A 25,349-nucleotide genomic window follows, 5' to 3' on the forward strand; every position below is an offset into this window, starting at 1 on the left:
TAATGCAGGGCGTATTGTAAGAGTTTTATTTATAAATAGTTAATTGTTTTGGGGTTGTTATGGGGTAAAAGTGTGAGATTGTGACTAAAGTACCTATTTAAACCACTACAAAATAATGCTTTTACAGAACTTCTAACTTAACGAAACGATTATTTTGGTCAGTTGTTAATCGAAATCGACCTTTTACTCCAATTTGGCTTAAAAATGGACGCAAACGTGTTGCAGGGAGTTGTAAACGCAAACCTTGCTCGGTGGTGACCATGACATGACTTGCTACGCCCGAGTAATGCGTAACAAAGGTTTGATAAGAAATGTTTAGCGAGAAAAAATAATAGTTCATTGGAAAATAAGGTGGCACAGAGTGCCACCGAGTTTACCTGTTGAGTTTGGTTTATGCTTCCAGCGCTTTGCTGACTTTTTCAAACAGATCACGCGCGAGGTTATCCATCGCTTTTAATTGCTCCAGCTCTTGTTTAATCAGTGCTTGGCGCTGTTCATCGTAGAGTCGGAATTTAAGTAATGGATCAATCAAACGTGAAGCCACTTGTGGGTTACTACTGTTAAGTTCACGCAGAATGTGTCCAGCAAAGCGATAGCCTTCCCCTGTTTTCGCGTGGAAATTGACTGGATTGGCATTTAAAAATGCTCCAATCAGACTGCGAGTACGGTTCGGGTTTTTCAAGCTAAACGCTTCATGTTGCATGGCTTGCTGGATCACATCCAATACTTGTGGTGATGGATTGGAGCCTTGCAGCGTGAACCACTTATCCATTACCAAGCCATCGTGTTTCCACTTCTCGCTGTAGTCTTGCATCAAGCTTTCACGGCACGCCAACTGCGCTTGGTTAGCCGCCGTCATGGCCGCAATGGTGTCGGTCATGTTGTTCGCTTGAGCGTACTGTTTTTGTACCAACGCGTTACCTTGAGCAGTGTAGGCAAGATAGCTCAAACACACGTTGCGCAGTGTACGTTTGCCAATCGCCGCATGTTCAATCGAGTAAGTGTCTTGTTTTAACGTATGGTAGGTTGCACTGAGCTCATCTTCTAGCTCGGTCGCCAAAATGGTTTTGAGTGAGGTGAGCACCTGGGCAATCGCATCAACATCCACACGCTTATACCAGCCGGACACTTCGTTATGGCTTGGTAACGAGAGCATTTCGGCCACAAATTCAGCGTCGAGGTTGTCACTGAGTAACACGCCGCGGAATGCGTCAATCACCGACTCTGCCAATTCGACAGGTTGACCTTGTTGGACTCGTTCTACGTTGGTGCGAATGTATTTAGCAAGCAACATCTGCCCTGCATCCCAACGTGCAAATTCGTTACGAGCATGCACCATCAGGAAAATCAGCTCTTCATCACTGTAGGCGTATTCCAATTTCACAGGCGCAGAAAACTCACGCAGCAGTGACGGAATTGGCGGCTGTTTGACCTGCTCAAAGCGGAAGGTTTGCTTAGCTTGTTTCACATCCAACACGTTAGAAACAGGCTTCCCGTTACACTGTAGCGCAATCACATCGCCGTTTGGTGCATACAGTTCAATATCCAGCGGGATATGCAGTGGTTGTTTTTCTTTCTGATCGTGAGTGGGCTCGGTATGTTGTTCTACGGTTAACTCATAAGTTTGGCTTGCGGCATGGTAAGTACTGCTGACTTTAAGTGTAGGAGTACCGGATTGGCTATACCATAAACGGAACTGTTGTAAGTCGATGCCAGAAGCTTCTTCCATGGCTGCCACGAAATCTTCGCAAGTGGCTGCGGTGCCATCATGACGTTTAAAGTACAGCTTCATGCCACGTTGGAATTTTTCTTCACCTAGCAAGGTGTGCATCATTCGAATCACTTCGCTGCCCTTTTCATAAACGGTCAGGGTATAGAAGTTATTCATTTCAATCACTTTATCCGGACGGATTGGGTGCGACATTGGGCTAGCATCTTCAGCAAATTGCGGGCCTCGAATGATGCGCACATTTCCAATTCGATTAACGGCTCGTGAGCCTAAGTCTGAAGAGAACTCTTGATCGCGGAATACGGTTAAGCCCTCTTTCAAGCTTAATTGGAACCAATCACGGCATGTCACACGGTTACCCGTCCAGTTATGGAAGTATTCGTGACCAATCACGGCTTCAATCCCGAGATAATCGGTGTCGGTGGCGGTTTTCTCATTGGCTAGCACAAACTTGGAGTTAAAGATATTCAACCCTTTGTTTTCCATAGCGCCCATATTGAAGAAATCCACCGCCACGATCATGTAAATGTCGAGGTCATATTCAAGGCCAAAACGTTGCTCATCCCAACGCATAGAGTTGATGAGTGACGTCATGGCATGACCTGCGCGATCCAAATTGCCTTTATCGACAAAAATTTCTAGCGCAACTTGGCGGCCCGATTGTGTGACGTACTGATCGCGCAGCACATCAAAATCCCCAGCCACCAAAGCAAACAGATACGCAGGTTTGGGATGAGGATCTTGCCATTTCACCCAATGACGCCCCGCTTCCTGCTCGCCTTGTGCAATCTTGTTACCATTGCTCAGTAAGTAAGGATATTGTGCTTTATCGGCAATAACCGTTGTGGTGTAACGCGCCAGAACATCTGGACGATCCAAATAATAAGTAATGCGGCGAAAGCCTTCGGCTTCACACTGGGTACAAAATGCACCACCTGATTTGTAAAGACCTTCTAAAGCGGTGTTGGCTTGCGGATTGATTTTTGTCACGACGGTGAGAGTAAACTCACTCGGCAAACCACGAATTTCAAGGGAAGCTTCACCTACGCTGTAGTCCTGCCAATCCTGGCCATCGACTTTGAGCGCTTTCAGTTCAAGCGTTTCACCATCAAGAATTAAGGTATTGCTCTCCTGCTGCTGTTTTACTTGAGAGACAGCGGTGACCAGAGTCGCATCATCGTATAGATCAAACACCAAATCGATATCGGTGATGGTGTGTGACGGCGGTTGGTAATCAAGGCGGTATTTGGCTTGAGGTGTGTGAGCCATTGTCGTAATCCTTTTGACTTTATGTTCTGTGACGTTAATGAATACAGGAAGAAAAGCGTTATTGAAGCAAGATCTTAGGCCGCAGTGAATGAATAACAAGCCCTGAACGCAAAAAAACAGGGAGTTTATCTGTAAACTCCCTGCCACTTTTGCTTTTTGGCCGCCCATTATCAAAACAGGTGGCATACCGCATGAGTGTTATTGCACGCGGTTCATGACGACCGTCATGCTGTCATCAATTTCCAAGGTGAGTCTATCTTGATCGAGCACATAACGGGTATCGTGCTCACCTTCCGAATAGAGCAAAACCAAGCGATTTCCTTCAGTGTAATAGACGCCGCGATGGGTGGCCTCGTTACCATCTTGATTAGTGATGTGGAAAGAGAAGATAAAATCTGGCTGTAAGGTTAATTGGATCAGGCTTTGGTCAAGGCTTTCGCCATCAAGATCTTTGATATGTGCACTGCTCCAGCTACCGGCCAAAGTATTGGGTAAACCTTTAGTGAAGGTTACACCATTCAATGTCAGCAAATGATGGTTATTTTCATACTGGTAAGTTTGGGGATCTGAACTATCTAGGCCGAGAATAAGGGTTTTCTCATCTGCAGAATAAGCGCCATTCCAGTGGTCAACACTGAAATCTTTCTTTTGGATATCAATCGAGAAATGGTAGTCCGAAGCCAAACTGAGCTTAATGACTCGAAAGTTTTCGCTAGATTGCTCTGGGTTGGGATTAAGCAAATACCAGTCGCCGAGCAATAAAGGTTGATCAAATTGAGTTAAGTCGGCACGGCTAAGATTATTTGCACTGAGAAACGGTGATGAGGCGGTAAAAAGTAAGCTCATCACGCAAGTAAATATCCATTTCATGGCACTTCTCCTCACATTTTTTGTAAGCGTAGGCATTGAGTGCATGAAATGCGAAATTATTTGATGTTCATCACATTAATTTTACGAATTAAAAAAGTGTAAAAAAACGGACCATAAGGTCCGTTTTGATTAAAGATAAAGTAAATCAATGAATTATCGCGATATCATGTCAAGCATAATGTTAACCGATTCATCGAGATAAGCATCCGGTGCTTCATAATCTTTCGGTATATCTTGCAAGCTCGCATAGGTCGATTTACCTAACGCTTTTTGGCGTTGATTGATGCGAGCTAAGCGCTCTTCATCAGCCTTAGCACTCTCTTCTTTGCGTACTTTTTCATTCAGCGAAAGTAGGTTGTCATCTTTCTCTGCACGGTATTTCGCAATATCTTGCTCGATAAAACCAAATTCTAAATCATTCGCGACACGTTGTTGGTGTTTAGCTTCCAAGCTAGCAATGATGGTGTTGAAGTTATTCAAACGCTCATATTTTGCTTCATCAATGCTGTCCCACGGTAGTGCGTTATCTTCAACACTTTCCCCTGTTTCGGAAGGGTCAATCGCGGTGGGATACGCGATATCAGGGACGACACCTTTGTTTTGGGTACTACCACCATCAATACGGTAAAATTTTTGAATCGTGTATTGTACGTAGCCAAGCTCTTTATCAAACAAATCATAGATATGATTGAGAGAGCGATGCTGCTGTACGGTACCTTTACCAAATGAGTTCTCACCGAGAATGATCGCGCGGCCGTAGTCTTGCATTGCGGCAGCAAAGATTTCTGAAGCCGATGCACTGTAGCGGTTAATCAGCACGGTCATTGGTCCGCTATAGCTAATGCTACCATCGGTATCCGAGTTAACGTTGACTCGACCATAGCTATCACGCACCTGAACTACAGGGCCACTGGTAATGAACAAACCAGAAAGCGCGGTAGCTTCGGTTAATGCACCACCACCGTTATTGCGTAAATCAACAATAATGCCGTCGACTTTTTTCGCTTTTAGCTCCGCCAGTAGTTTTTCCGTGTCTTGAGCTAAGCCAACGTAGAAACTCGGTACTTCTAGTACACCAATTTTCTTCCCTGCTTTTTCAATCACTTCAGATTTTACGGCGCGATCTTCTAAGCGAATTTTATCTCGCACAATAGTGACAACGTGACTTTTTGCGTCTTTGCCTTCAGGTAACACGAGCAGTTTCACCTTGCTACCTTTAGGTCCTTTAATCAGTTGAACGACATCGTCTAATCGCCAACCGACTACATCAACCACATCTTCGCCTTCTTGACCGACGCCGATAATGCGGTCACCCTCACCCAATTGTTTGCTCAATGCTGCAGGACCACCTGCAACCAATGAGCGGATGATGGTGTAATCGTCGGTCATTTGTAACACGGCACCAATTCCTTCCAACGAGAGATTCATTTCAGATTGGAATTGTTCTGCGTTACGCGGTGACAAATAGCTGGTATGCGGATCAACTTCACGAGCAAACGCATTCATATAAGTTTGAAATACGTCTTCACTTTTTGTCTGTGTGAGGCGCTTGATGGCATTGTTGTAGCGTTTATCGAGCGTTTCTTTGATTTCTGGCCACTCTTTACCTGCCAGTTTCAAGCTTAACGCATCGTATTTAACTCGTTGTCTCCACAGCTCGTTAATCTCTTTAAGATCTTTTGGCCAAGGCGATTTCGTGCGATCAAGCTCAATAGACTCATCAGCATCAAACGTCATCTCTTGATCAAGCAGAGAAAGTGCGTATTGAAAGCGCTCAAAACGTTTTTCCATTGACAGGTTATACAGATCGTAAGCGATTTGATTGTCACCTGCTTTTAATTGGTCATCCAATTGCAAAGACCAAGCTTTGAAGCTGTCTATGTCCGCTTGAGTAAAGATATTTCGACTGTAATCTAGCATCTCAAGGTAGCGTTCAAACATGGCTTGAGAAAACTGGTCGTCTAAATTGAATTGTTTGTAATGAGAACGGGTAAAACGTGAGGTAACACGTTTCGCTGCCGTTGCGTGTTGAGCTTCAGGAACAAGAAGAGGGAGATCTTCTGGTTTGAGTTTGGCTTCTAGAGCCTGAGCTGAAAAGGCTGCCAGCCATAGGCTAGCAGCAATCAGAGATATTTTTGAACGGCATTTCATGCGTAGGAGTATCTCCTTTATGCGCGCAAGTGCTCCGCTTTCACAACCATTTGTAGGCCGTTGGCAAGTTGAACACGCACATCTTCCTTATTGACTTCAACGATGGTCGCAGCCATGTTGCCTTTACCCATATTCACATTGACTTGATTGCCAACGTTAAGCTCAGACGCAGCCAGTGCGCGAGTTTCTACAGGCTTTTTCTCCACTTTCGGTGCGTTTTGCGGACGGCGAGCTTGCTGTGGCTTTTTCGCCTTTGGCTTGTTCGCTTTCGCTTCTTCACGCACTTTCTTTACTTGTTCTTTACGACGAGCTTCTACGCGAGCTTTGCTCTCCGCCAGTGCCGCTTGTGCGTGTTCTACGTGCTGTTCTTCCAGCTCACCACAAGGGTTTCCGTCCAAATCAACACGAGTTGCGCCAGGTTTTACACCATGTAAATAACGCCAAGAAGAGGTGTATTGTCTTAACGCGGCACGAAGCTGAGTTTTGCTTACTTTAGGGTCGTCATTCAAGCGATCAGCAAGATCCTGAAAAATACCAATTTTCAGAGGCTTTGCTTCACCTTCTAAAGTAAAGCAGTTAGGGAAACATTCAGCAATGTACGCGATCACTTCTTTGCTGTTTTTTAACTTTTCAGTGTTTTCCATGAGGATTCCTGGTTATTGCGGCTGCCCGCCAAACATTGATGTGTAAATATGTGCGGTATTATAAAGACCTGCAAAGGAAAAACCACAGGCAAAGGGCAATTTATGCCTTATTAGCCTGTGAATTGAGCAGCTTTTCTACTTCGCTCATCAAATAGGTTAGGCCTTGCTCGTCAATTTCACTGAAACGACCAATGTTTGGACTGTCAATGTCCAACACTCCGGCGACTTTTCCGTTAATCGAGAATGGGATAACGATTTCTGAGTTACTCGCGGCATCACAAGCAATATGACCTTCGAATTGATGAACGTCGTACACACGTTGAACCTTATTTTCTGCAACTGCAGTACCACAAACTCCCCTGCCTACGGGAATGCGCACGCAAGCGGGTTTGCCCTGAAATGGGCCCAATACCAACTCGTTCTCTTGCATTAAATAAAAACCCACCCAGTTGAGCTCGGTGAGTTCCATATTCAGTAACGCACTTAAGTTGGCAAGGTTTGCGATGAGATTGGTTTCACCTTCTAATAAAGCGACCGCTTGCTTGGTGAGGCGTTGGTACTGTTCTAGGTTCATAATAACTTCCATTTGAAAAATAAAGACTTCACTTCGCGAACTACGTACAATGCGCATCACTAAAATAGGATGCATTCTCATTAATATGACGTATTTCAACGACACTATTAGCCGCTCTTGGCTGATAACTCAAGTAAAAAAACATCGCGCCAAACTGTTGTTTGCTAACTTTATTGCCGTCGTCGCGACGCTAATCAGTGTTCCTATCCCACTGCTCATGCCGTTAATGGTGGATGAAGTGCTGCTCAATCATCCGGCAAAAGGTGTGGAGGTGATGAACCAGTTCCTGCCACAAGGGTGGCAGACCGCAACGGGTTACATCATGCTGACTTTGCTGATGGTGGTGGTGATGCGTATTGCCAGTCAGTTGTTGAATATCCTACAAAGTCGTCAGTTTACTTTGGTTTCCAAAACCATCACTTACGAAATGCGCCGTAAGATGATTGAAAAGCTGGGGCGGCTCAGTATTCGTCAGTATGAAACGCGCGGCAGTGGCGGGATTAACGCTCACCTCATCACAGATATTGAAACCATCGACCAGTTTATTGGCTCTACACTGAGTAAGTTTTTGATTTCTTTGCTTACTGTGATTGGTACCGCCATTGTATTGCTTTGGTTGGAGTGGCGACTTGGCCTGTTTATTCTGTTAGTGAACCCGATTGTTATCTACTTTTCTCGGATGCTAGGCAGCCAAGTTAAACATTTGAAAAAACGCGAAAACCAAGCGTTTGAGCGTTTTCAAAACCGCTTAGTGGAAACGTTAGATGGTATCTATCAGTTGCGTGCCGCAAACAAGGAGCGCGAGTTCCTCAACCGCCTCATCAGCGATGCGGACGCAGTACGCGAAAATGCTGACAAATACGCATGGCAATCTGAAGCCGCTGGTCGCCTCTCCTTCTTACTGTTTTTACTCGGTTTTGAGCTGTTTCGTGCCGTAGCCATGTTAATGGTGGTGTTCAGTGACCTTACCATAGGCCAGATTTTCGCGGTGTTTGGCTACTTGTGGTTTATGCTCAGCCCGGTGCAAGAGCTGTTGGGTATCCAGTTTTCTTGGTATGCCGCTAAGGCCGCTTTGAAAAGAATCAATAGCTTATTAGAGCTAGAAGAAGAGTACCGACCCATCAGCAAAGTCAATCCCTTTACTCAGCCGGGAGAAGTCGATATTGAGATCAACAATATCCATTTCTCCTACGATGGTGAAAGCCAAGTCCTGAATGATTTGTCACTTCATATCCCAGCGGGGAAAAAGGTGGCGTTAGTCGGAGCCAGTGGCGGAGGGAAATCGACGCTGATTCAGCTCTTAATTGGCGTTTATCGCGCGCAAAGTGGCGCAATCCGCTTTAATGGACAACACTGTGATGACATTAGCTTTGACGTGATTCGCGATCAAATTGCCGTTGTTTTACAACAACCTATACTGTTTAATGACACTTTGCGGCATAATCTGACCCTTGGTGGTCAATTTAGCGATGATGTCTTGTGGCAAGCGTTGGACATCGCCCAACTGCAAGATGTGATCACCAAACTCGACCAAGGGTTAGAGAGCCAAATTGGTCGTAATGGCATTCGATTGTCAGGCGGACAAAGACAGCGGCTAGCGATTGCGCGTATGGTGCTGAGTAATCCAAAATTCGTTATTTTGGATGAAGCCACTTCCGCCTTGGATACGGCTACTGAAGCCGCATTGCACCTTGCGTTGTCAAAGTTTTTGCATGGTCGAACTACCTTGATTGTTGCCCATCGCCTCTCAGCGGTGAAACAAGCGGACTTAATTTATGTATTGGAAGATGGACATGTCAGCCAGTCAGGAACTCACCACGAGTTACTCGAACAAGAAGGCTTGTACCAAACCCTTTATGGGAGTGTTCAGTCGCAGCACTAATGGTGTTACTAATGGTGTTAATGGCGGCTCCTATTGTGTTGTCCGCCTATGACCTCCTCATCCTCTTTATCTCATCATGCATCGCAGTCGGGTCAAGTTCGTTTGTGCCCCGGCTGCGAACTGCCTATTGATGCGATTACGGTTGACCAAGCCCACAGCGCTCATTGCCCCCGTTGTGGCACGCTACTTTATCGTGGCGGTAGCCCTTCTCTCTCCGGCGATCTTGCTCTTGCGGTCACTTGTTTGCTGCTGTTTATTCCTTCCCACTTTTTCAGTTACATCGATATTCGACTGTTTGGTGTGATGATCCCAGCCACCTTGCCGCAAGGTGTATTCGCTTTGTGGGATGAAGGTTACATCGCCTTGGCGTTATTGGTGCTGTTTTGTAGCTCGATTGCGCCACTGGTTTTATGTTTGAGTGTAGTCAGTGCTCATCTCGCCCTGCGTTTTCGCTATTTTCAGACCCTGCGTTACTCATTGCTCTTTATTCATCATCTCAAAGTCTGGGTCATGATCGATGTGTTCCTGGTTAGCGTGGCCGTGTCCTGCTTTAAGCTAAAAGATTACTCCGATATTTTTATCGGCCCCGGATTATTAGGGTTGGTGCTTCTGCAACTGTTTACGGTCTTACTGCTTAGTCGTATCAGTACTCGCCGCTATTGGGAAACCTGGCAAGCTGAAACGGAATATGATTTGCCCGTCAAGCAGGTGCATTGCCATAACTGCCACCTTTCACAGCCAGAAAATGGTCACTGTGTTCGCTGTCAGCACAAGCTTTACCACAGAAAACCTAACTCTATAGAACGAACATGGGCTTATGTTTTAGCAGCAACGGTGGCGATTTTTCCTGCTAACTTGATCCCTATTTCTATTTTGATCACCAATGGTCAGCGCTTGGAAGATACGATTTTTTCTGGTGTGGCTTCGCTCGTGAAAAATGGCATGTGGGGTATTGCGCTGATCATCTTTGTCGCCAGTATTGTGGTTCCCGTGATCAAAATCATTGGCCTCGCCTATCTCTTAATGGCCATCAAACTGAAACGTCACGTGCATCAGCGTCAACGTATGATGATTTATCGTGGCATCAAATGGATTGGCAAATGGTCGGTGATGGATCTGTTTGTCATCTCTATCATGCTGACATTGGTTGACCGAGGTCAGATCCTCGATTTTACTCCCGGTTACGGGGCTGTCGCTTTTGGTATGGTCGTGGTGCTCACCATGTTAGCCGCGGAAAGTTTAGATCCGCGCTTACTGTGGGATGAGCCCGACTCCACTCGTACTCAACAATAGGTTGTTTGAATGAGTCAAGAAAATACAACGCAAACGTCATACACACCGGAAATCCGCAAACGTCGGGGCATCTCTCCGTTGTGGATCTTACCCATAGTGACCATGATTTTAGCGGGTTGGCTGGTGTTTAAAGCGGTGCATGATGCTGGAGTGCGGATTCAAATTCATTTTGAAAACGCGCAAGGCTTAATCGCAGGTCGAACCACCATTCGCTATCAAGGATTGGAAGTGGGGATGGTGCGCGACATCAAACTCTCTGAAGGATTGGATAGCATCTACGTCGAGGCGGATATTTATCCTGAAGCCACTAAGCTTCTCTCCAATCAAACGCGTTTTTGGATGGTCAAACCGACGGCGAGTTTATCCGGCGTTTCTGGGCTAGATGCGCTTGTATCAGGAAACTATATTGCGATCCAACCGGGTTCAACGCATCAAGAGGATTATCCAACACAATATCAAGCACTGGACTCAGCCCCCTCGGATCTACTGGCACAACGCGGCTTGACCATTTCTCTCAAAGCTCGCGATTTAGGTGGCATCTCGGTCGGCTCGCAGATTGTGTATAAAAAAATCCCGATTGGTGAAGTGTTTAGCTATCAGTTGGATGATGATGCGCAGTCGGTGATTATCCAAGCCTCGATCAAAGAGGAGTACCAACACATCATTAATACGGAAAGCCGCTTTTGGAACGTGAGTGGTATTGGTGCCAGTATCGGCTTTGAAGGGGTCGATGTTCGTCTAGAAAGCTTAAGCGCGCTGATTGGCGGCTCGATTGCGGTCGACTCACCTGATGAAGGCAAACCCGTAGAGCAAAATGCGCAGTTTCGTCTGTATCGCGATTTAAAAACCGCGGGGCGCGGTATTGCGGTATCGATCACTTTACCGGATGACAACAACATCTCAGCGTCCGGCGCCCCCATCATGTATCGTGGTATTGAGATTGGCCAAATTACCGATTTACAGCTAACCGAAAACCGCAAAAGTATCGTGGCCTCTGCTGCGATTCAGCCTGCGTTTAGCGATATGCTGAATCAGGGCAGCCAGTTTGTTCTTGAAGAAGCACAAGTCTCTTTAACTGGGGTAGAAAACCTGACCAATCTTGTGAAGGGTAACTACCTCACCCTGATCCCCGGAGCCGGAGAGCGCACGCGTAACTTTCAGGCCGTACGCAAAAATGAATTTAAGTATGCGCGCTCCAACAGCATCAGTTTCAATCTTGTGGCAGATAACTCATTTGGTTTAGAAGCGGGAACCCCGATTTTGTATCGCGGCGTGGCCGTAGGTAGCGTTACTGCCGTGAATCTTAAACTCGATTATGTTGAGTTTAACGTATTGATTGATGAGCAATATGGCGCGTTGATCCGCTCCCAAAACCGTTTCTACGTCACTGGAAGTGCAGCGGCTGAGCTTACGGAATCGGGACTTTCTGTTTCTATTCCACCTGCGAAACAACTGTTGCTTGGGTCGATCAGTTTTGCCAGTGAAGGCAGTAGCACACCGCTTGAACAGTATCGACTCTACTCGAGTCAGTCTCTGGCTGAATTGGCGAAATACAATCAGTCAGGCTCTCGTTCATTAACGCTGTTTGCTCATGAGCTGCCTTCAATCAATGCTGGCTCTCCCCTTTTGTATCGCAATTTGAAAGTCGGCAGTATCTCGGGCTTTACTCTTACGCCTAAAGGCGTGCAGATTGAAGCGACCATCGAAAAGCAGTATCAGCATTTATTGACACCAGATACGGTCTTTTGGAACCGCTCTGGCGTAGAAATCAAAGCGTCGATGGATGGCGTAGATGTAAAAGCCGCACCATTACAAACTCTGATCCGTGGTGGCATCGCCTTTGATAATCTGCCCGGAATTGAAAACAAAGTCGGTTCGATGTGGAAACTCTACAGCGACTATGATCATGCACGTCGCTATGGTGAGAAAATCACGCTGACCGCACTTGGCACATTGGGAGTCAAAGTGGGCACGCCAGTGCAATACCAAGGCGTACAAATTGGCGAGGTATTTGAAATCATTCCTGATTTTGAATCGGATTTCGTCAAACTCGCCGCGCGTATCGAGCCACAATACGCCCCGAAAATTGCCAAGCAGAATTCACAATTCTGGCTTTCGCAAGCCAAAATTGGCCTAAGCGGTATTGAAAACGTGCAGAACCTGTTGGGACAAAGCATTGAAGTACAACCTGGCAATGGTGAAAGTCGTTTTGAGTTTGAACTGCACAAAGAGGCGCGCCATGGTGGTGCTGGCAATACTTACACTTTGCAGAGTGAAAAACGCGGCTCGGTGAGTGTGGGCACCCCGATTCTGTATCGTGATATTGAAGTGGGCAAAGTGATTGATGTACGTTTAGGTGAATTTGCCGACCGCGTGATCACCACCATTCGTATAGCTCCGCAGTACACCTATTTGCTGCGTCAAAACAGCGTATTCTGGAATGTCTCTGGGCTCGATATGTCGATTGGTATTACTGGTGCGAATGTGAAAGCCGGTACTTTTGACAGCATGTTGCGCGGCGGGATCACCTTCGCGACGCCAGAGCAGAAACAGCTAACGCCGGCGGCGCCTGAAGGGCATACTTTCTACCTCTACCCTCAAGCCCAAGAGGAATGGACCAAGTGGCGCACACCGATCCCTAAGCCTTAGTCGCAAAAGATAACGTGAAGAAAAGCAGCCTTGTGCTGCTTTTCTACTTTTCGGCGATCCTTTATGTCACCGCCTTATCTGGTTATAATCGCCGCCCTTATTCATCTACGGAACTCGCTTGTGCATCCGAACATTTCCCTTCCCGAACCATTCATCGCGTCGATGGCGAAAATACTGCCAGATCCCACTCAGCTTGCTGATTTTATTGCAGCTTGCCAAAGGCCTCTGCGCAAAAGTATTCGCGTTAATACACTCAAAATTTCTGTCGCAGAGTTTTGTCAGCGCGCCGCTGAGAAAGAGTGGCAACTGACGCCAGTACCTTGGTGTGAGAATGGGTTTTGGATTGATGCCGATGAAAGCTTAGTCCCGCTGGGTAATACCGCTGAGCATATGGCTGGGCTGTTTTATATCCAAGAAGCCAGTTCGATGATGCCCGTTTCAGCCCTGTTTATGGGGAATGCGCACTATGACTCTGTGTTGGATATGGCGGCGGCTCCGGGCTCGAAAACCACGCAAATGGCCGCCTTGATGGACAACCAAGGCGTGTTGGTTGCCAATGAGTTTTCCGCAAGCCGAGTGAAAGTGCTGCACGCCAACATTGAGCGCTGTGGGATTCGTAATACCGCACTAAGTAATTTTGATGGTTGTGTGTTTGGAGGTTGGTTGCCTGAGCGTTTTGATGCGGTGTTGATCGACGCGCCCTGCTCTGGTGAAGGTACAATTCGCAAAGATCCTGATGCGATGAAAAACTGGAGCCTTGAGTCGATTCAAAGTATTGCCAACACTCAAAAAGCCTTAATTGAAAGCGCATTTCAGGCGCTCAAAGTGGGCGGCACGCTGGTGTATTCAACCTGTACCTTGAGCCGTGAAGAAAATCAGCAAGTGTGCTGGCACTTAAAGCAGACATATGGTGATGCGGTTAGCTTTGAATCACTGGGTAATTTATTTGAGCACGCATCGCTCGCCCTTACCGAAGAAGGCTTCCTGCACATTTTTCCGCAAATGTACGATTGTGAAGGCTTTTTTGTCGCGAAAATTCGTAAACTAGCCTCCGTGCCAACGCCAGAGGTCAACAAGCGATTAGGCAAGTTTCCGTTTAACAAAGCGAGCCATAAGCAGCAAGCGGAGATTGCTCAGCAACTTCACAAGTCTCTTGGTATCGAGCTGCCCTCGGATGCACAGGTCTGGTTGCGCGATAATGATGTGTGGCTATTCCCCGAAGCTTTAGAGCCCTTATTGGGTGAGCTACGCTTTTCTCGCATGGGAATAAAAATTGCTGAAGCACATAAATCGGGTTATCGATGGCAGCATCAAGTGGCGACTTGTCTTGCATCCTCAAGTGCGAGTCACAGTGTCGAGCTGGATACCACGCAAGCACGAGAATGGTTTATGGGCAGAGATGTCAGACCAGAAGGACAAAGTGGTCAAGGCGAAGTGATCATCCGTTACGCTAACGATGTGATTGGGTTAGGAAAATGGGTAGGCAATCGCGTGAAGAATGGACTGCCAAGAGAGCTAGTTAGAGACAAAAATCTATTTTGATTGGCTGAACTATAGTATTAAATTCTAAAAACCTGTCGCTAATTTCAGTATCTGTACTAGGCTTAGAACTAAGCAACTGACTAGATTTTCCATTAGCGCAGGCTCTTTGGAGCCATTCCCCTAGGCCCTAAAACCTTACGTTTTGGGCCTTTTTTTCGGGTTCTTTTTACGAAAGATAGGGTTAGGCTAAACGAATTCCATCATTTTCAATGACGATTTTGCCTTGCTTATACAAACCGCCGATGGTCTTTTTGAACGTGCCTTTACTGGTGCGAAAAGTGGCAAAAATGGCTTCAGGTGTCGATTTATCGCTCAGCGGTAAGAAACCTCCTTTCTTCTCTAAGGTTTCTAAGATCTTAGTACTGAGCTCATCCATTTTTTCTACCCCTACTTTTTGCAGGGACAGGTCGATTTTGCCATCTTCGCGTACACTCTTGATGTAGCCCTTGAGCTTCTTACCGATGAACAGCTTGCCAAAGACATCTGAGGAGAAAATCATGCCCCAATGTGTGCCATTCACAATCGCTTTGAAGCCAAGTTCAGAACGTTCCGCAATCAGTAAATCAACTTGTTGGTTTGGCGTGTATTTCGCTGGTGTTTTATCAAGCCACTTGTTGAACTTGGTTGTGCCGACAATACGCCCCGATGCTTTATCGGTGTAGACGTAAACTAAGACGGTTTGGCCAGCGGTAAAACGGGCACGCTGCTCACTGTATGGAATAAGCAGATCTTTGTTTTTGATGCCCCAGTTGGCAAACGCCCCAGTGCTATTTACGCCCTCGATCTTCATTAAGCCCCACTCGCCGACTTGCGCGATTGGCGTTTCAGTTGTGGCAGCGAGTTGGTTTTCAGAGTCAAAATACAAGAAAACGTCAATAAACTGCCCAATTTCAATACCTTCTGGCACGAAACGCTTAGGCAGCAAGGTAGTGCCGTATTCTCCTGCATCCAAAAAAACACCAAATTCGGCGAATTTCACCACTTCTAAACTATTAATTTGACCAATGTTAATCATATAAAACTGTCTCACAGCAAATTTGCAGAGATTATACGTTATCTCTGTTATGCTTTCTCGCATTCGAGCAATAAATCGGGCAATTTTTACAGGAGTTTTCGTTGATTACCGTACAACAGCAAGATGCGGCAACCTTGACGATTGTCAGCCAGATGACGGGCAGTAAAGAGCTCGATCTTAATTTGTATCTCTTTATTCCTGGCGAGTTGGATATTTCACCCGAAGTCATTTCGGAGTCGGAGTTTTTCTACAGTTCAATCCACCAGCAGCGTGCCTATTACAGCGACCAGATCCTTTTACCTCTGGTTCACAGCCGCCTTGCTCAACGTGGCCATCTCTCGACGACCCAATATCGGGTGAGCTTGAGCTTGTTTGCTTATCAGTATGTGATTGCGTTGGATAAAGCGGTTTCTCAGCTCAACAACACCAGCGATACGGTGACGGCAGAAGAAGTCGATAGCGTAATTGAGCTTTCGCTGGATATTTTGCGTCGCCTGCGCCGCAGTATTCCTTACGAAGAGCAACTCAAGCGTTACTACGCCAACATTGATAACTACCTCTCTTGGTACACTGAGCAGAGCTTCTTATCCATGATTGCGCACATGACCCGTGATAATGAATACAAAACCATTAAAGACAGGTTGATCACGCTGGTTGAGAAAGAGCAAGCACATCGCACCCTTAACCAGTACAACTCAGATAAGGCCAACCATGATATTACTCGTCTCAGTAATAAAATGCGGTTACTGCGCCGCCTGATTGAGCACCCGGTCATCCTCAATGAAAAAGTGTCATCGCTGGGGAATAACACCAAACGTGCGGTGAAAGGTTTAGCAACAGGTTTAGTTATGGTGGCAGTGACCATTACCGCCATTTCCGCGCGTGACTACTGGGGAGAAATTACCGCCTCATTCATCATTGCTATGTCCTTTATCTATGCTCTTCGGGAAATCTTTAAAGACGACCTGCGCGATATGCTGTGGCGCTGGATAAGCAAAGGAAAAGCAAAATGGCGACGTCACTACTTCGACCCGACGACCGGTAAGCAAGTGGGCGACAAAGAAGAGTGGCTGGATTACAAAAAGCTAAGTGAGCTGCCGGATCGCATTCAAGCGATTCGGAAAAAACGTATTGTGCAACGTGAAGAACAGATCCTGCATTATCGTTCTCATACGGAAATGTCGACATCCCGTTTCATGAGTGGCTATGAAGAGACACGAGAAACCATGATGATTGATTTGCGCGCCATCATGCGCCAGATGGATAAAGGCTCAAATCATATTTATCAGCTCAACAACGGACAAGTCAGTCGCGAATCGGTGGAAAAACGCCATCTGTTAAATCTGATCGTGAAAGAAAAACACCATAAAGGTGAGCCGACTTACTACCGCTGGAAAATCGTGTTGAACCGTAGTCGAATTGTGGACATCGAATCTATTCCACTTACTTAACGATTTTCAGTGAAAGGGTTAACCAAAACTCCGCCATTGGCTCATCACCATGCAGCGTAGGACAGGTCGCAATAATGTGTACTTCTTGGTTAACCCGCTCTCCGGTACGCGCTGTTTCGTCTAGCATGCGATCAATCTTCTCACCTTCTACACAATGAAAATGCACCGCAGCTTCTGGGCGTTTGTGAAATTCGCCTCTCACCGATTTGAACGCCAAGGAAACCGATTTACCGCGTTGATTGGCTTTGTGCATCGCCATGTAACCACCCGCGACATCGGCGCCCACCGCAAGTACACCGAAATACATACTATTGAGGTGATTTTTATTGCGTCTTTTCAGAGGGATACGCACCTCAACCGCTTGATCGTTTAGCGAAAGAATTTTCGGACGACACGCCCAGATCAAAGGGACTTTGAAAAAGCCGAACAGATTAAGACAGAGGTTGGCTTTTGCTAAGGGTGACAGCATAAAAACTCCGCAATAGTAAGTTGTCCGACCACTTCAATCGATCGCCGAATAAATGTCAAACAAATGTTAACAAAATGCTGAGCCACGACGCTTTCTGAGCAAAGTGAAGAGATAAGTCTGCTTGGTTGTGATGGGGTTACGCAGGCGGTTTGGTCAAATGCTCGGTTTTTACTTCAATTTACACCCCTTTCCGCAGCTGTTTTCGGCGTAATGGTTTATTCTCGTTGACAAATTCGTTATCTTTAGCGCTTCGCAATAAAAGGACAGGCGCTCCTATGCCACTGAAAACCGATGAATTAAGAACCCAAGCATTGGGACCTATGCCTACTCCGGCAGAATTAAGTCACGCACATCCTATCACTGATGAAGTTGCGCTACGGATCGCGCAGTCTCGTCGCCAAATTGAAAGCATTCTTACCGGTGAAGATGATCGCCTATTAGTGATAGTGGGGCCTTGTTCGGTGCATGATACCGATGCCGCACTCGACTACGCTCGCCGCCTTGCTGCGCTACAAGAAAACTATACTGATGAGCTTTTTGTGGTGATGCGGACCTATTTCGAAAAACCACGTACTGTGGTGGGTTGGAAAGGACTGATCACCGATCCAAACTTAGATGGCTCTTACGCTTTAGAAACCGGTCTCAATAAAGCGCGAAAGTTGCTGCTTGATGTAAACAAGCTCGGATTGGCTACCGCGACCGAGTTTCTTGATATGATCACAGGCCAATACATCGCGGACCTTATCACGTGGGGCGCAATTGGTGCGCGTACCACTGAGTCGCAAATTCACCGTGAGATGGCCTCTGCGCTCTCCTGCCCTGTGGGTTTTAAAAATGGCACTAACGGTAATGTGAAAATCGCGATTGATGCGATCCGCGCGGCCAAAGCGTCACATTACTTCTATTCACCAGATAAGAATGGTCGTATGACGGTTTACCGTACCAGTGGTAACCCATTTGGTCATATTATTCTGCGTGGTGGTGATAGCGGACCAAACTTTGATGCGGCTTCGATTAATGAAGCTTGCCAGCAGTTGGCGCAATTCAACTTACCAGAGCGTTTAGTGGTGGATTTCAGCCACGCGAACTGTCAAAAACAACACCGTAAACAAGTGGATGTCGCGCGCGATATTTGCCAGCAAATTGAAGCTGGCAGCCACAAAATTGCGGGCATCATGGCGGAAAGCTTCCTTGTGGAAGGCAATCAGCCAATGCACGATCTCAATAATCTGACTTATGGTCTGTCGATCACCGATCCTTGTTTAGGATGGAAAGATACCGCCACCATGCTTGATATGCTGGCTCAATCGATCAAAGTCCGTCGTTCTCGTCATTAAGGAAATACCTCATGCCTTCTTTTGATATTGTTTCAGAAATTGATGCGGTTGAGCTGCGTAACGCAGTCGAAAACTCAACGCGTGAACTCGCTAGCCGATTTGATTTTCGTAACGTAGATGCGAGCTTTGAGCTGAAAGAAGAGACCGTAAAACTGGCCGCCGAAGATGATTTCCAACTCGGTCAGATGATGGATATTTTGCGCGGTAATCTCGCCAAACGCGGTGTGGATGCTCGTGCGATGAAAGCCAAGGATTCTGTGCATATCGGTAAAAACTGGTACAAAGAAGCAGAATTCAAGCAAGGTTTAGAAGCGCTACTGGCGAAGAAAATCGTCAAACTGATCAAAGATGCCAAAATCAAAGTGCAAGCTTCGATCCAAGGCGACAAAGTACGCGTCACGGGCAAAAAGCGCGATGATTTGCAAGAAGTGATGGCGATGCTGCGCGAGGCCAACCTTGAGCAACCGCTGCAATACAATAACTTCCGCGAATAGTTTGAGATAAAACACGTGTATTGAAGTACACAGTTTCGCTTTAAACAAACGCCCCGTTTTTGGGGCGTTTGTTGTTGCTGTGAGTTAAATGCAAGTATTCTTGCTCAAGTCATCACATAAATAACCAACGGCACTTAAGCTGCACTCTCTTTCGCTCGCGCCTGAGCGGCTAAGATTTCTTCCACTAACCTTGGCACTTCAATACTGGCTTTACCATAGCGCTTCTCAGCAAACTCGCTTTCCACTGCACTTGGCTCCAAATTGATCTCTATGGTGTGCGCGCCATGCATACGTGCGTCATGCACAAACCCCGCCGCAGGATAAACCACCCCAGAGGTGCCAATAGACACAAACAGATCTGCTTGTTCAAGCGCGGCGTAAATATCGCCCATGCGTAGCGGCATTTCACCAAACCAGACAATGTGTGGGCGCATCTGTGCAGGCATTTGGCAGCAGTGGCACAGATCGCCATGACGGATATCCTCTTTTTGCTCGACCGTTTGATTGGACTCAGGACAGCGCGCTTTCAGCAGCTCTCCATGCATATGAATAATGTTCTGGCTGCCGCCACGTTCGTGCAAGTTATCAATGTTCTGGGTAATCACAGTGACACTGCCCTGCAACTCTTTTTCCAGTTTGCCAAGAGCAAGGTGTGCAGGGTTAGGCTGAATAGCGTCAGAGAGTAGCTTACGGCGGCGCTGGTTATAAAACTCCAACACCATATCGGGATCACGCTGAAACCCTTCGGGTGTCGCCACATCTTCGATTCGATGGTTTTCCCACAGCCCATCCTGAGCACGGAAAGTTTGAATACCAGACTCCGCAGAGATGCCTGCTCCAGTCAGTATCACAACATGTCGATACGGTAAGCTCATAACCCATTCCTTTTCTCGGCTTTTGTTTAAGCTTAACACCGAAGCGTTATCAACCCTAGAATACGGGGATTAGACCATAGTAGTAACAAGGATAAAAACACCCAGCGAGTGCTGGGTGTTGAACGCTAGACCTGTATTACAAATTCGGCCCTTTGGAGGGAGAATGCGGTAAGTTATTTTGATACTGCTGCATGCCTTGGATCATCCGCCAGATCCAAATAGAGATGGCTCCAACGGCAATGAGTGCGCCCACATAAGGAATGCCATGCCCAAGTTTGGCAAGCCAATGCTCCGGCATCCAGTAGCGATTCACACCCATGATAATGCCGTTCGTGGTCGCTACCGTCACAATCAATACCACAAAGAATGTGAGATAGAGGAAGAAACTGCGAATGAGCCCATAGTAATGGGAATTCGCTATCTCACCGTCTTGGTTCTTATCCAATCGATAACCCGCATAGATAATGCCAATCACGCCCGAGAGCAAGCAGGTGAATGGCGTCAGCAAGCTTGCAATGTAGACAAACCACACTGACTTGTGCGCTCTATCTTGATTCATGGCTCACCTCTCCTTTCGTTTGATTGAATGAGGCCGGTTGAGATTCCGTACTGGCTTCTTCAATTTCACCGCGGCGTTTCACTTCTTCATACCAAAGGTCATGATGCTCTTTCGCCCACGTTTCATCCACTTTGCCGGTCACCATGCCTTCTAATGCGCCTTCCATACCAAACAGACCGATATAAATATGGAAGATAAAGCCACAGATTAAGATCAACGCTGAGAGCATATGAATGAGGTTCGACAGTTCCATATCACGACGTGTTTGACCAAAGATCGGGAAGTCGAGCACCAAACCACTAATGGCCGCAAAGGTTCCAAACACAATCAGTAACCAGTAAATGGCTTTTTCCCCAGCATTGGAAAAGCCTGCTGAAGGATGTGTGCCTTTGTATTTTCCAACCATGCCACCGAGTTTCATAAACCACTGCACATCCACTTTATTGAAGATGGATTTGCGCCACCACTTGAGCAGTACAAACATCAGCAAAATGAAAAACAGTGGTCCCATGTAGTTGTGATACTGCTTCGCGGCATAGATGATCCAGCCCCACAGCTCACTCGGGATATACGGTTTTAAGAAGTGCTTACCGTACACCAGCATCAAGCCACTGAATGCCAAGGTCAGGAAGGTAAACGCCATGCTCCAGTGCAGCGCCCTATCTGAGCGTGACCAGCGATTGAGCTTACGTCCGGTGCGCGGCTTACTCAGCATCAGCGGACCGACTGCGATATACGCTAGCACGACCATTGCTATGCTGCCGAAAATCGCCACCGCACCAGCCGGAGACATCCATTTCTCTTTGAGGATAAACCAAGTTTCACCCGGTTTACTGATCAACACGCCATGTTCAGGAGACTGAGACGTGGTGTACCCCGCTTCGCCTTGTCGTACCTGACGCCAAAAGTCTGCACCCGCCAGTTGGGTCATCTCTTTTTGCACCACATCCGGTTTTGCGTTCTCTTCTGCCATCACGGGTTGAGCCAACCAGCACAGCAGTGCTGCCAATAAAGGCAGCACAAAACGAGTGGCGCGAGAAAGTTGTTGTCTCATAGCCACTTAACTCCGAGTTGCGTCATAGGCGAGATCTTCACCGTTCGTCCAACCGGCACCTTTCGCACCGCGTTCTACTACGCGTTGACGGAAAATATCGGAGATTTTCTCCGCATCCCCCGCTAGCAGTGCTTTGGTAGAACAGAGAGAAGCGCACATGGGCAGTTTGCCTTCCGCAATACGGTTGGCTCCGTATTTACGACGTTCCTCTTCCGAACCCGGCTCTGTTTCAGGGCCGCCAGCACAGAAGGTACATTTGTCCATCTTACCGCGCTCACCAAACGCCGCCTGTTTCGGAAACTGCGGCGCACCAAACGGACAAGCAAACAAGCAGTAACCACAACCGATACAAAGATCTTTGTTGTGCAGCACAATGCCATCTTCGGTATGGACAAAGCAGTCTGCTGGACACACCGCCATACAAGGCGCATCGGTACAGTGCATGCAAGCCACGGAAATCGAGTTTTCACCCGGCTCACCATCGTTGAGCGTGACTACGCGGCGACGCTGGATGCCCCATTCCAGCGCATCATCGTTTTCATTTTTACAGGCCGTGACACAGCCGTTACATTCGATACAGCGTTTGGTGTCACACAGGAATTTCATTCTTGCCATGGGTAAGCTCCTTACGCTTTACGAATGTTACAGAGGGTGACTTTGGTTTCTTGCATCAAGGTGACAGGATCGTAGCCGTAGGTTGTGGCGGTGTTTGCCGCTTCCCCAACCACATAAGGCTGTGTCCCTTCTGGGTATTTTGGACGCAGATCTTCCCCTTGGAACTTGCCACCAAAGTGGAATGGTAAGAACGCCATGCCCGGTTTCACCCGACGAGTCACCATGGCTTTGACTTTGATGCGCCCTTTCTCTGCGCCTTCAACCCAAACCATATCACCATCCATAAAGCCTAAATCGTTGGCATCTTTCGGGTTCACTTCAACAAACATCTCTTGTTGTAGTTCGGCTAGCCAAGGGTTAGAGCGGGTTTCTTCACCACCGCCTTCATACTCGACCAAGCGACCTGAAGTGAGAATGATCGGGTATTCCACTGATTTATCTTGCGCTTGAATCGATTTGTACAGGGTTGGCACACGGAAAATAAACGCTTGATCGTCCCACGTCGGGTAATCAGCGAGTAGATCACGACGTGGTGTATACAGCGGTTCACGGTGCAGCGGCACGCGGTCTGGGAATGTCCACACAATCGCCCGCGCTTTCGCGTTACCAAATGGAATACAGCCGTGTTTGATCGCGACACGCTGAATGCCGCCAGAAAGGTCAGTTTTCCAGTTTTTACCTTCTGCAGCCGCTTTCTCTTCCGCAGTTAAATCATCCCACCATCCGAGTTGTTTCAGCAGCTTATCGCTAAATTCTGGATAGCCGTCTTGCAGCTCACACCCTTTCGAGTAGCTATCTTCAGCCAGCAAACTCTTACCTTCAAACTCCACACCAAAACGGGTACGGAAGTTACCGCCACCTTCGGCTACGGTTTTCGAGGTATCGTAAAGAATGTGTGTGCCGGGGTGTTTCATCTCTGGCGTTCCCCAACATGGCCAAGGCATACCGTAAGTATCGCCATGCGCAGGGCCACCTTCGGCCGCCAACGTAGTTTTGTGGAAGGTGTGCCAGTTCTGTTGGTGTGTTTTCAAGCGCTCTGGGCTTTGTCCGGTGTAACCAATCGTCCACATACCGCGGTTAAATTCACGGGTGATGTCTTCAATCAGTGGCTGATTGTTCTCAACCCGAATGTGTTTACACAACTGATCTGCAATCCCCAGTTTTTGACTGAGCAGATACATGATTTCGTGATCAGGTTTGGATTCAAACAGCGGCTCAATCACCTGATCACGCCACTGAATAGAACGGTTAGACGCCGTCACACTGCCGTATGTTTCAAACTGAGTGGTCGCTGGAAGCAGATACACTCCATCGGTGCGATCGTTCATTACCGCCGCAACCGTTGGGTATGGGTCAACAATCACCATCATATCCAGCTTTTGCATCGCCTTTTTCATTTCCACGCCGCGGGTTTGCGAGTTCACCGCATGACCCCAATAGAACATGGCGCGGATGTTTTCACGTTGCTGAAGGTTGTCTTTGTTTTCAAGTACACCATCGATCCAACGAGAGACAGGGATCCCCGGAGTTTCCATTGGCAATGCGCCGTTATAAGTGCCTTGGTCAAAGCGGTTTTTGATCCACTCGAAATCCACGCCCCATACGCTTGCCCAGTGTTTCCATGAACCTTCGGTCAAACCGTAGTAACCCGGCAATGTATCGGAAAGCACACCTAAGTCGGTTGCGCCTTGCACGTTATCGTGACCACGGAAAATGTTGGCACCGCCGCCTGATTTACCGATGTTGCCCAGCGCCAACTCAAGGATGCAGTACGCACGAGTATTGTTGTTACCTGTGGTGTGTTGCGTACCGCCCATACACCAAATCACACAACCCGGACGGTTTTCCGCTAGGATTTTCGCTGTGGTGTAAACTTCTTCTTCGCTTACGCCAGTGACACGCTCAACTTCGGCTGGTGTCCATTTGGCCACTTCCGCGCGGATTTCATCCATACCGAAGACACGTTGACGGATGTACTCTTTGTCTTCCCAGTTATTTTTGAACACGTGCCACAGCACGCCCCAAATAAAGGCTACGTCACTACCCGGGCGCAGGGAAACAAAGTAATCCGCTTTTGCTGCAGTACGGGTACGACGAGGATCGGCAACCACGATTTTGCAGCTGTTTTTCTCTTTTGCGATCAAAATGTGCTGCATCGCGACTGGGTGAGCTTCGGCGGGGTTAGATCCAATGAACAGCATCGACTTACAGTTGTGCATGTCATTGAATGAGTTGGTCATGGCACCATAACCCCAAGTGTTTGCTACACCCGCAACCGTGGTGGAGTGGCAAATACGCGCTTGGTGGTCAACGTTGTTGGTGCCCCACAGGGAAGCCATTTTACGGAACAGATAGGCCTGCTCGTTACTGTGCTTAGCACTGCCGAGAAAATAAACCGAATCTGGGCCTGACTCTTCACGGATCTTCAGCGCTTTGTCACCAATTTCATTGATGGCTTGTTCCCAAGAGATCTTCTTCCACTTGCCGCCTTCGAGCTTCATTGGGTATTTCAGGCGACGTTCACCGTGGCCGTGTTCACGTAACGCTGCGCCTTTTGCACAGTGACCGCCCGCGTTGAATGGGTGATCAAAAGCCGGCTCTTGGCCAGTCCAAACACCGTTTTGTACTTCAGCGTAGATACCGCAACCGACGGAACAGTGCGAACAGATGGTACGCTTCACTTCCGTTTTTGCGCTGCGATCCACGTCGCTGGCCTGAGCTTTACGGATCATGCCCGGCGTAAACAAAGAGGCACCAACCGCCGCTCCGCCCGCTGCCAGTGACGTGTTTTTCATAAAGGCACGACGGCTAATACCGAGCTGATTTTGCTCTTTGGTCACGCTGTCTGAACGTTTGATGAGTCTCATCGGGTTGGCT

At 47.5% G+C, this 25,349-nt stretch carries 20 protein-coding genes; 7 read left to right on the top strand and 13 right to left on the bottom strand.

From position 1 onward, the window contains the following. Positions 1 to 121: 121 nt before the first annotated feature. The 6 genes from T411_RS0109475 to T411_RS0109500 all read right to left on the bottom strand — a co-directional run bounded on the left by T411_RS0109475 (position 122) and on the right by T411_RS0109500 (position 7,237). On the bottom strand, positions 122 to 340 hold the full coding sequence (locus T411_RS0109475; protein ID WP_001110339.1) for a DUF2835 domain-containing protein: 219 nt from the start codon (positions 338 to 340) through the stop codon (positions 122 to 124). 51 nt (positions 341 to 391) lie between these two features. Next, on the bottom strand, positions 392 to 2,998 hold the full coding sequence (gene pepN / locus T411_RS0109480; protein WP_000951475.1) for an aminopeptidase N: 2,607 nt from the start codon (positions 2,996 to 2,998) through the stop codon (positions 392 to 394). Positions 2,999 to 3,196: 198 nt separating this feature from the next. After that, positions 3,197 to 3,868, bottom strand: coding sequence for a hypothetical protein (locus T411_RS0109485; protein WP_000871123.1), 672 nt, complete (start codon positions 3,866 to 3,868; stop codon positions 3,197 to 3,199). Between the two features lie 153 nt (positions 3,869 to 4,021). Further along, entirely contained in the window at positions 4,022 to 6,019 is a 1,998-nt protein-coding gene (prc, locus tag T411_RS0109490; protein ID WP_000650136.1) for a carboxy terminal-processing peptidase, read from the bottom strand. Between the two features lie 17 nt (positions 6,020 to 6,036). Continuing rightward, positions 6,037 to 6,663, bottom strand: a complete 627-nt coding sequence (gene proQ, locus T411_RS0109495) for an RNA chaperone ProQ (RefSeq protein WP_000432038.1) — start codon at positions 6,661 to 6,663, stop codon at positions 6,037 to 6,039. 100 nt (positions 6,664 to 6,763) lie between these two features. Beyond that, positions 6,764 to 7,237 carry a GAF domain-containing protein gene (locus T411_RS0109500; RefSeq protein ID WP_001911403.1) on the bottom strand — a complete coding sequence of 158 codons (474 nt, stop codon included), beginning with the start codon at positions 7,235 to 7,237 and terminating at the stop codon, positions 6,764 to 6,766. An 85-nt stretch (positions 7,238 to 7,322) separates the two neighbouring features. On the opposite strand from T411_RS0109500, the gene T411_RS0109505 reads away from it, so the two are divergent. The 4 genes from T411_RS0109505 (at position 7,323) to rsmF (ending at position 14,603) form a co-directional block, all read left to right on the top strand. Continuing rightward, complete coding sequence (locus T411_RS0109505; protein ID WP_000220818.1) at positions 7,323 to 9,119, top strand: ABC transporter ATP-binding protein; 1,797 nt, start codon at positions 7,323 to 7,325, stop codon at positions 9,117 to 9,119. A gap of 48 nt (positions 9,120 to 9,167) precedes the next feature. Next, positions 9,168 to 10,412, top strand: coding sequence for a paraquat-inducible protein A (locus tag T411_RS0109510; protein ID WP_000204604.1), 1,245 nt, complete (start codon positions 9,168 to 9,170; stop codon positions 10,410 to 10,412). A 9-nt stretch (positions 10,413 to 10,421) separates the two neighbouring features. After that, on the top strand, positions 10,422 to 13,061 hold the full coding sequence (locus tag T411_RS0109515; RefSeq protein ID WP_000076860.1) for a PqiB family protein: 2,640 nt from the start codon (positions 10,422 to 10,424) through the stop codon (positions 13,059 to 13,061). A 120-nt stretch (positions 13,062 to 13,181) separates the two neighbouring features. Beyond that, a complete protein-coding gene (gene rsmF, locus T411_RS0109520; RefSeq protein ID WP_000553486.1) occupies positions 13,182 to 14,603 on the top strand; it encodes a 16S rRNA (cytosine(1407)-C(5))-methyltransferase RsmF in 1,422 nt (473 codons plus the stop codon). Positions 14,604 to 14,784: 181 nt separating this feature from the next. On the opposite strand, the gene T411_RS0109525 is transcribed toward rsmF, so the two are convergent. After that, entirely contained in the window at positions 14,785 to 15,618 is an 834-nt protein-coding gene (locus T411_RS0109525; protein ID WP_000608142.1) for a CvfB family protein, read from the bottom strand. A 101-nt stretch (positions 15,619 to 15,719) separates the two neighbouring features. Between T411_RS0109525 and T411_RS0109530 the strand changes: the two genes are divergently transcribed. After that, entirely contained in the window at positions 15,720 to 17,069 is a 1,350-nt protein-coding gene (locus tag T411_RS0109530) for a hypothetical protein (RefSeq protein WP_000633844.1), read from the top strand. On the opposite strand, the gene T411_RS0109535 is transcribed toward T411_RS0109530, so the two are convergent. Continuing rightward, positions 17,062 to 17,538 (bottom strand): PaaI family thioesterase, encoded by a 477-nt coding sequence (locus T411_RS0109535; RefSeq protein ID WP_000950840.1) that lies wholly within the window; start codon positions 17,536 to 17,538, stop codon positions 17,062 to 17,064. The two genes, T411_RS0109530 and T411_RS0109535, sit on opposite strands and share 8 nt — an antisense overlap. A gap of 275 nt (positions 17,539 to 17,813) precedes the next feature. Between T411_RS0109535 and T411_RS0109540 the strand changes: the two genes are divergently transcribed. Continuing rightward, a complete protein-coding gene (locus T411_RS0109540) occupies positions 17,814 to 18,875 on the top strand; it encodes a 3-deoxy-7-phosphoheptulonate synthase (RefSeq protein ID WP_001128805.1) in 1,062 nt (353 codons plus the stop codon). A gap of 11 nt (positions 18,876 to 18,886) precedes the next feature. Further along, positions 18,887 to 19,369, top strand: a complete 483-nt coding sequence (locus T411_RS0109545; protein WP_001138886.1) for a YajQ family cyclic di-GMP-binding protein — start codon at positions 18,887 to 18,889, stop codon at positions 19,367 to 19,369. A gap of 134 nt (positions 19,370 to 19,503) precedes the next feature. On the opposite strand, the gene cobB is transcribed toward T411_RS0109545, so the two are convergent. From cobB to T411_RS0109570, 5 genes are all read right to left on the bottom strand, one after another. Next, positions 19,504 to 20,244 (bottom strand): Sir2 family NAD+-dependent deacetylase, encoded by a 741-nt coding sequence (cobB, locus tag T411_RS0109550; RefSeq protein WP_000056950.1) that lies wholly within the window; start codon positions 20,242 to 20,244, stop codon positions 19,504 to 19,506. Between the two features lie 136 nt (positions 20,245 to 20,380). Continuing rightward, the gene (locus T411_RS0109555) at positions 20,381 to 20,803 is read right to left on the bottom strand and encodes a hypothetical protein (protein WP_001070819.1); all 423 of its coding nucleotides are present in this window, start codon (positions 20,801 to 20,803) and stop codon (positions 20,381 to 20,383) included. Continuing rightward, on the bottom strand, positions 20,790 to 21,857 hold the full coding sequence (locus T411_RS0109560) for a formate dehydrogenase subunit gamma (RefSeq protein WP_001249729.1): 1,068 nt from the start codon (positions 21,855 to 21,857) through the stop codon (positions 20,790 to 20,792). Before T411_RS0109560 ends, T411_RS0109555 begins: the two co-directional genes overlap by 14 nt. A 6-nt stretch (positions 21,858 to 21,863) precedes the next feature. Beyond that, the gene (gene fdh3B, locus T411_RS0109565; protein WP_000113430.1) at positions 21,864 to 22,472 is read right to left on the bottom strand and encodes a formate dehydrogenase FDH3 subunit beta; all 609 of its coding nucleotides are present in this window, start codon (positions 22,470 to 22,472) and stop codon (positions 21,864 to 21,866) included. An 11-nt stretch (positions 22,473 to 22,483) separates the two neighbouring features. Then, complete coding sequence (locus T411_RS0109570; protein ID WP_001236882.1) at positions 22,484 to 25,339, bottom strand: formate dehydrogenase subunit alpha; 2,856 nt, start codon at positions 25,337 to 25,339, stop codon at positions 22,484 to 22,486. Positions 25,340 to 25,349 lie beyond the last annotated feature (10 nt).

Origin of the sequence: Vibrio cholerae ATCC 14035 (assembly GCF_000621645.1) — a bacterium.
Classification (GTDB): domain Bacteria; phylum Pseudomonadota; class Gammaproteobacteria; order Enterobacterales; family Vibrionaceae; genus Vibrio; species Vibrio cholerae.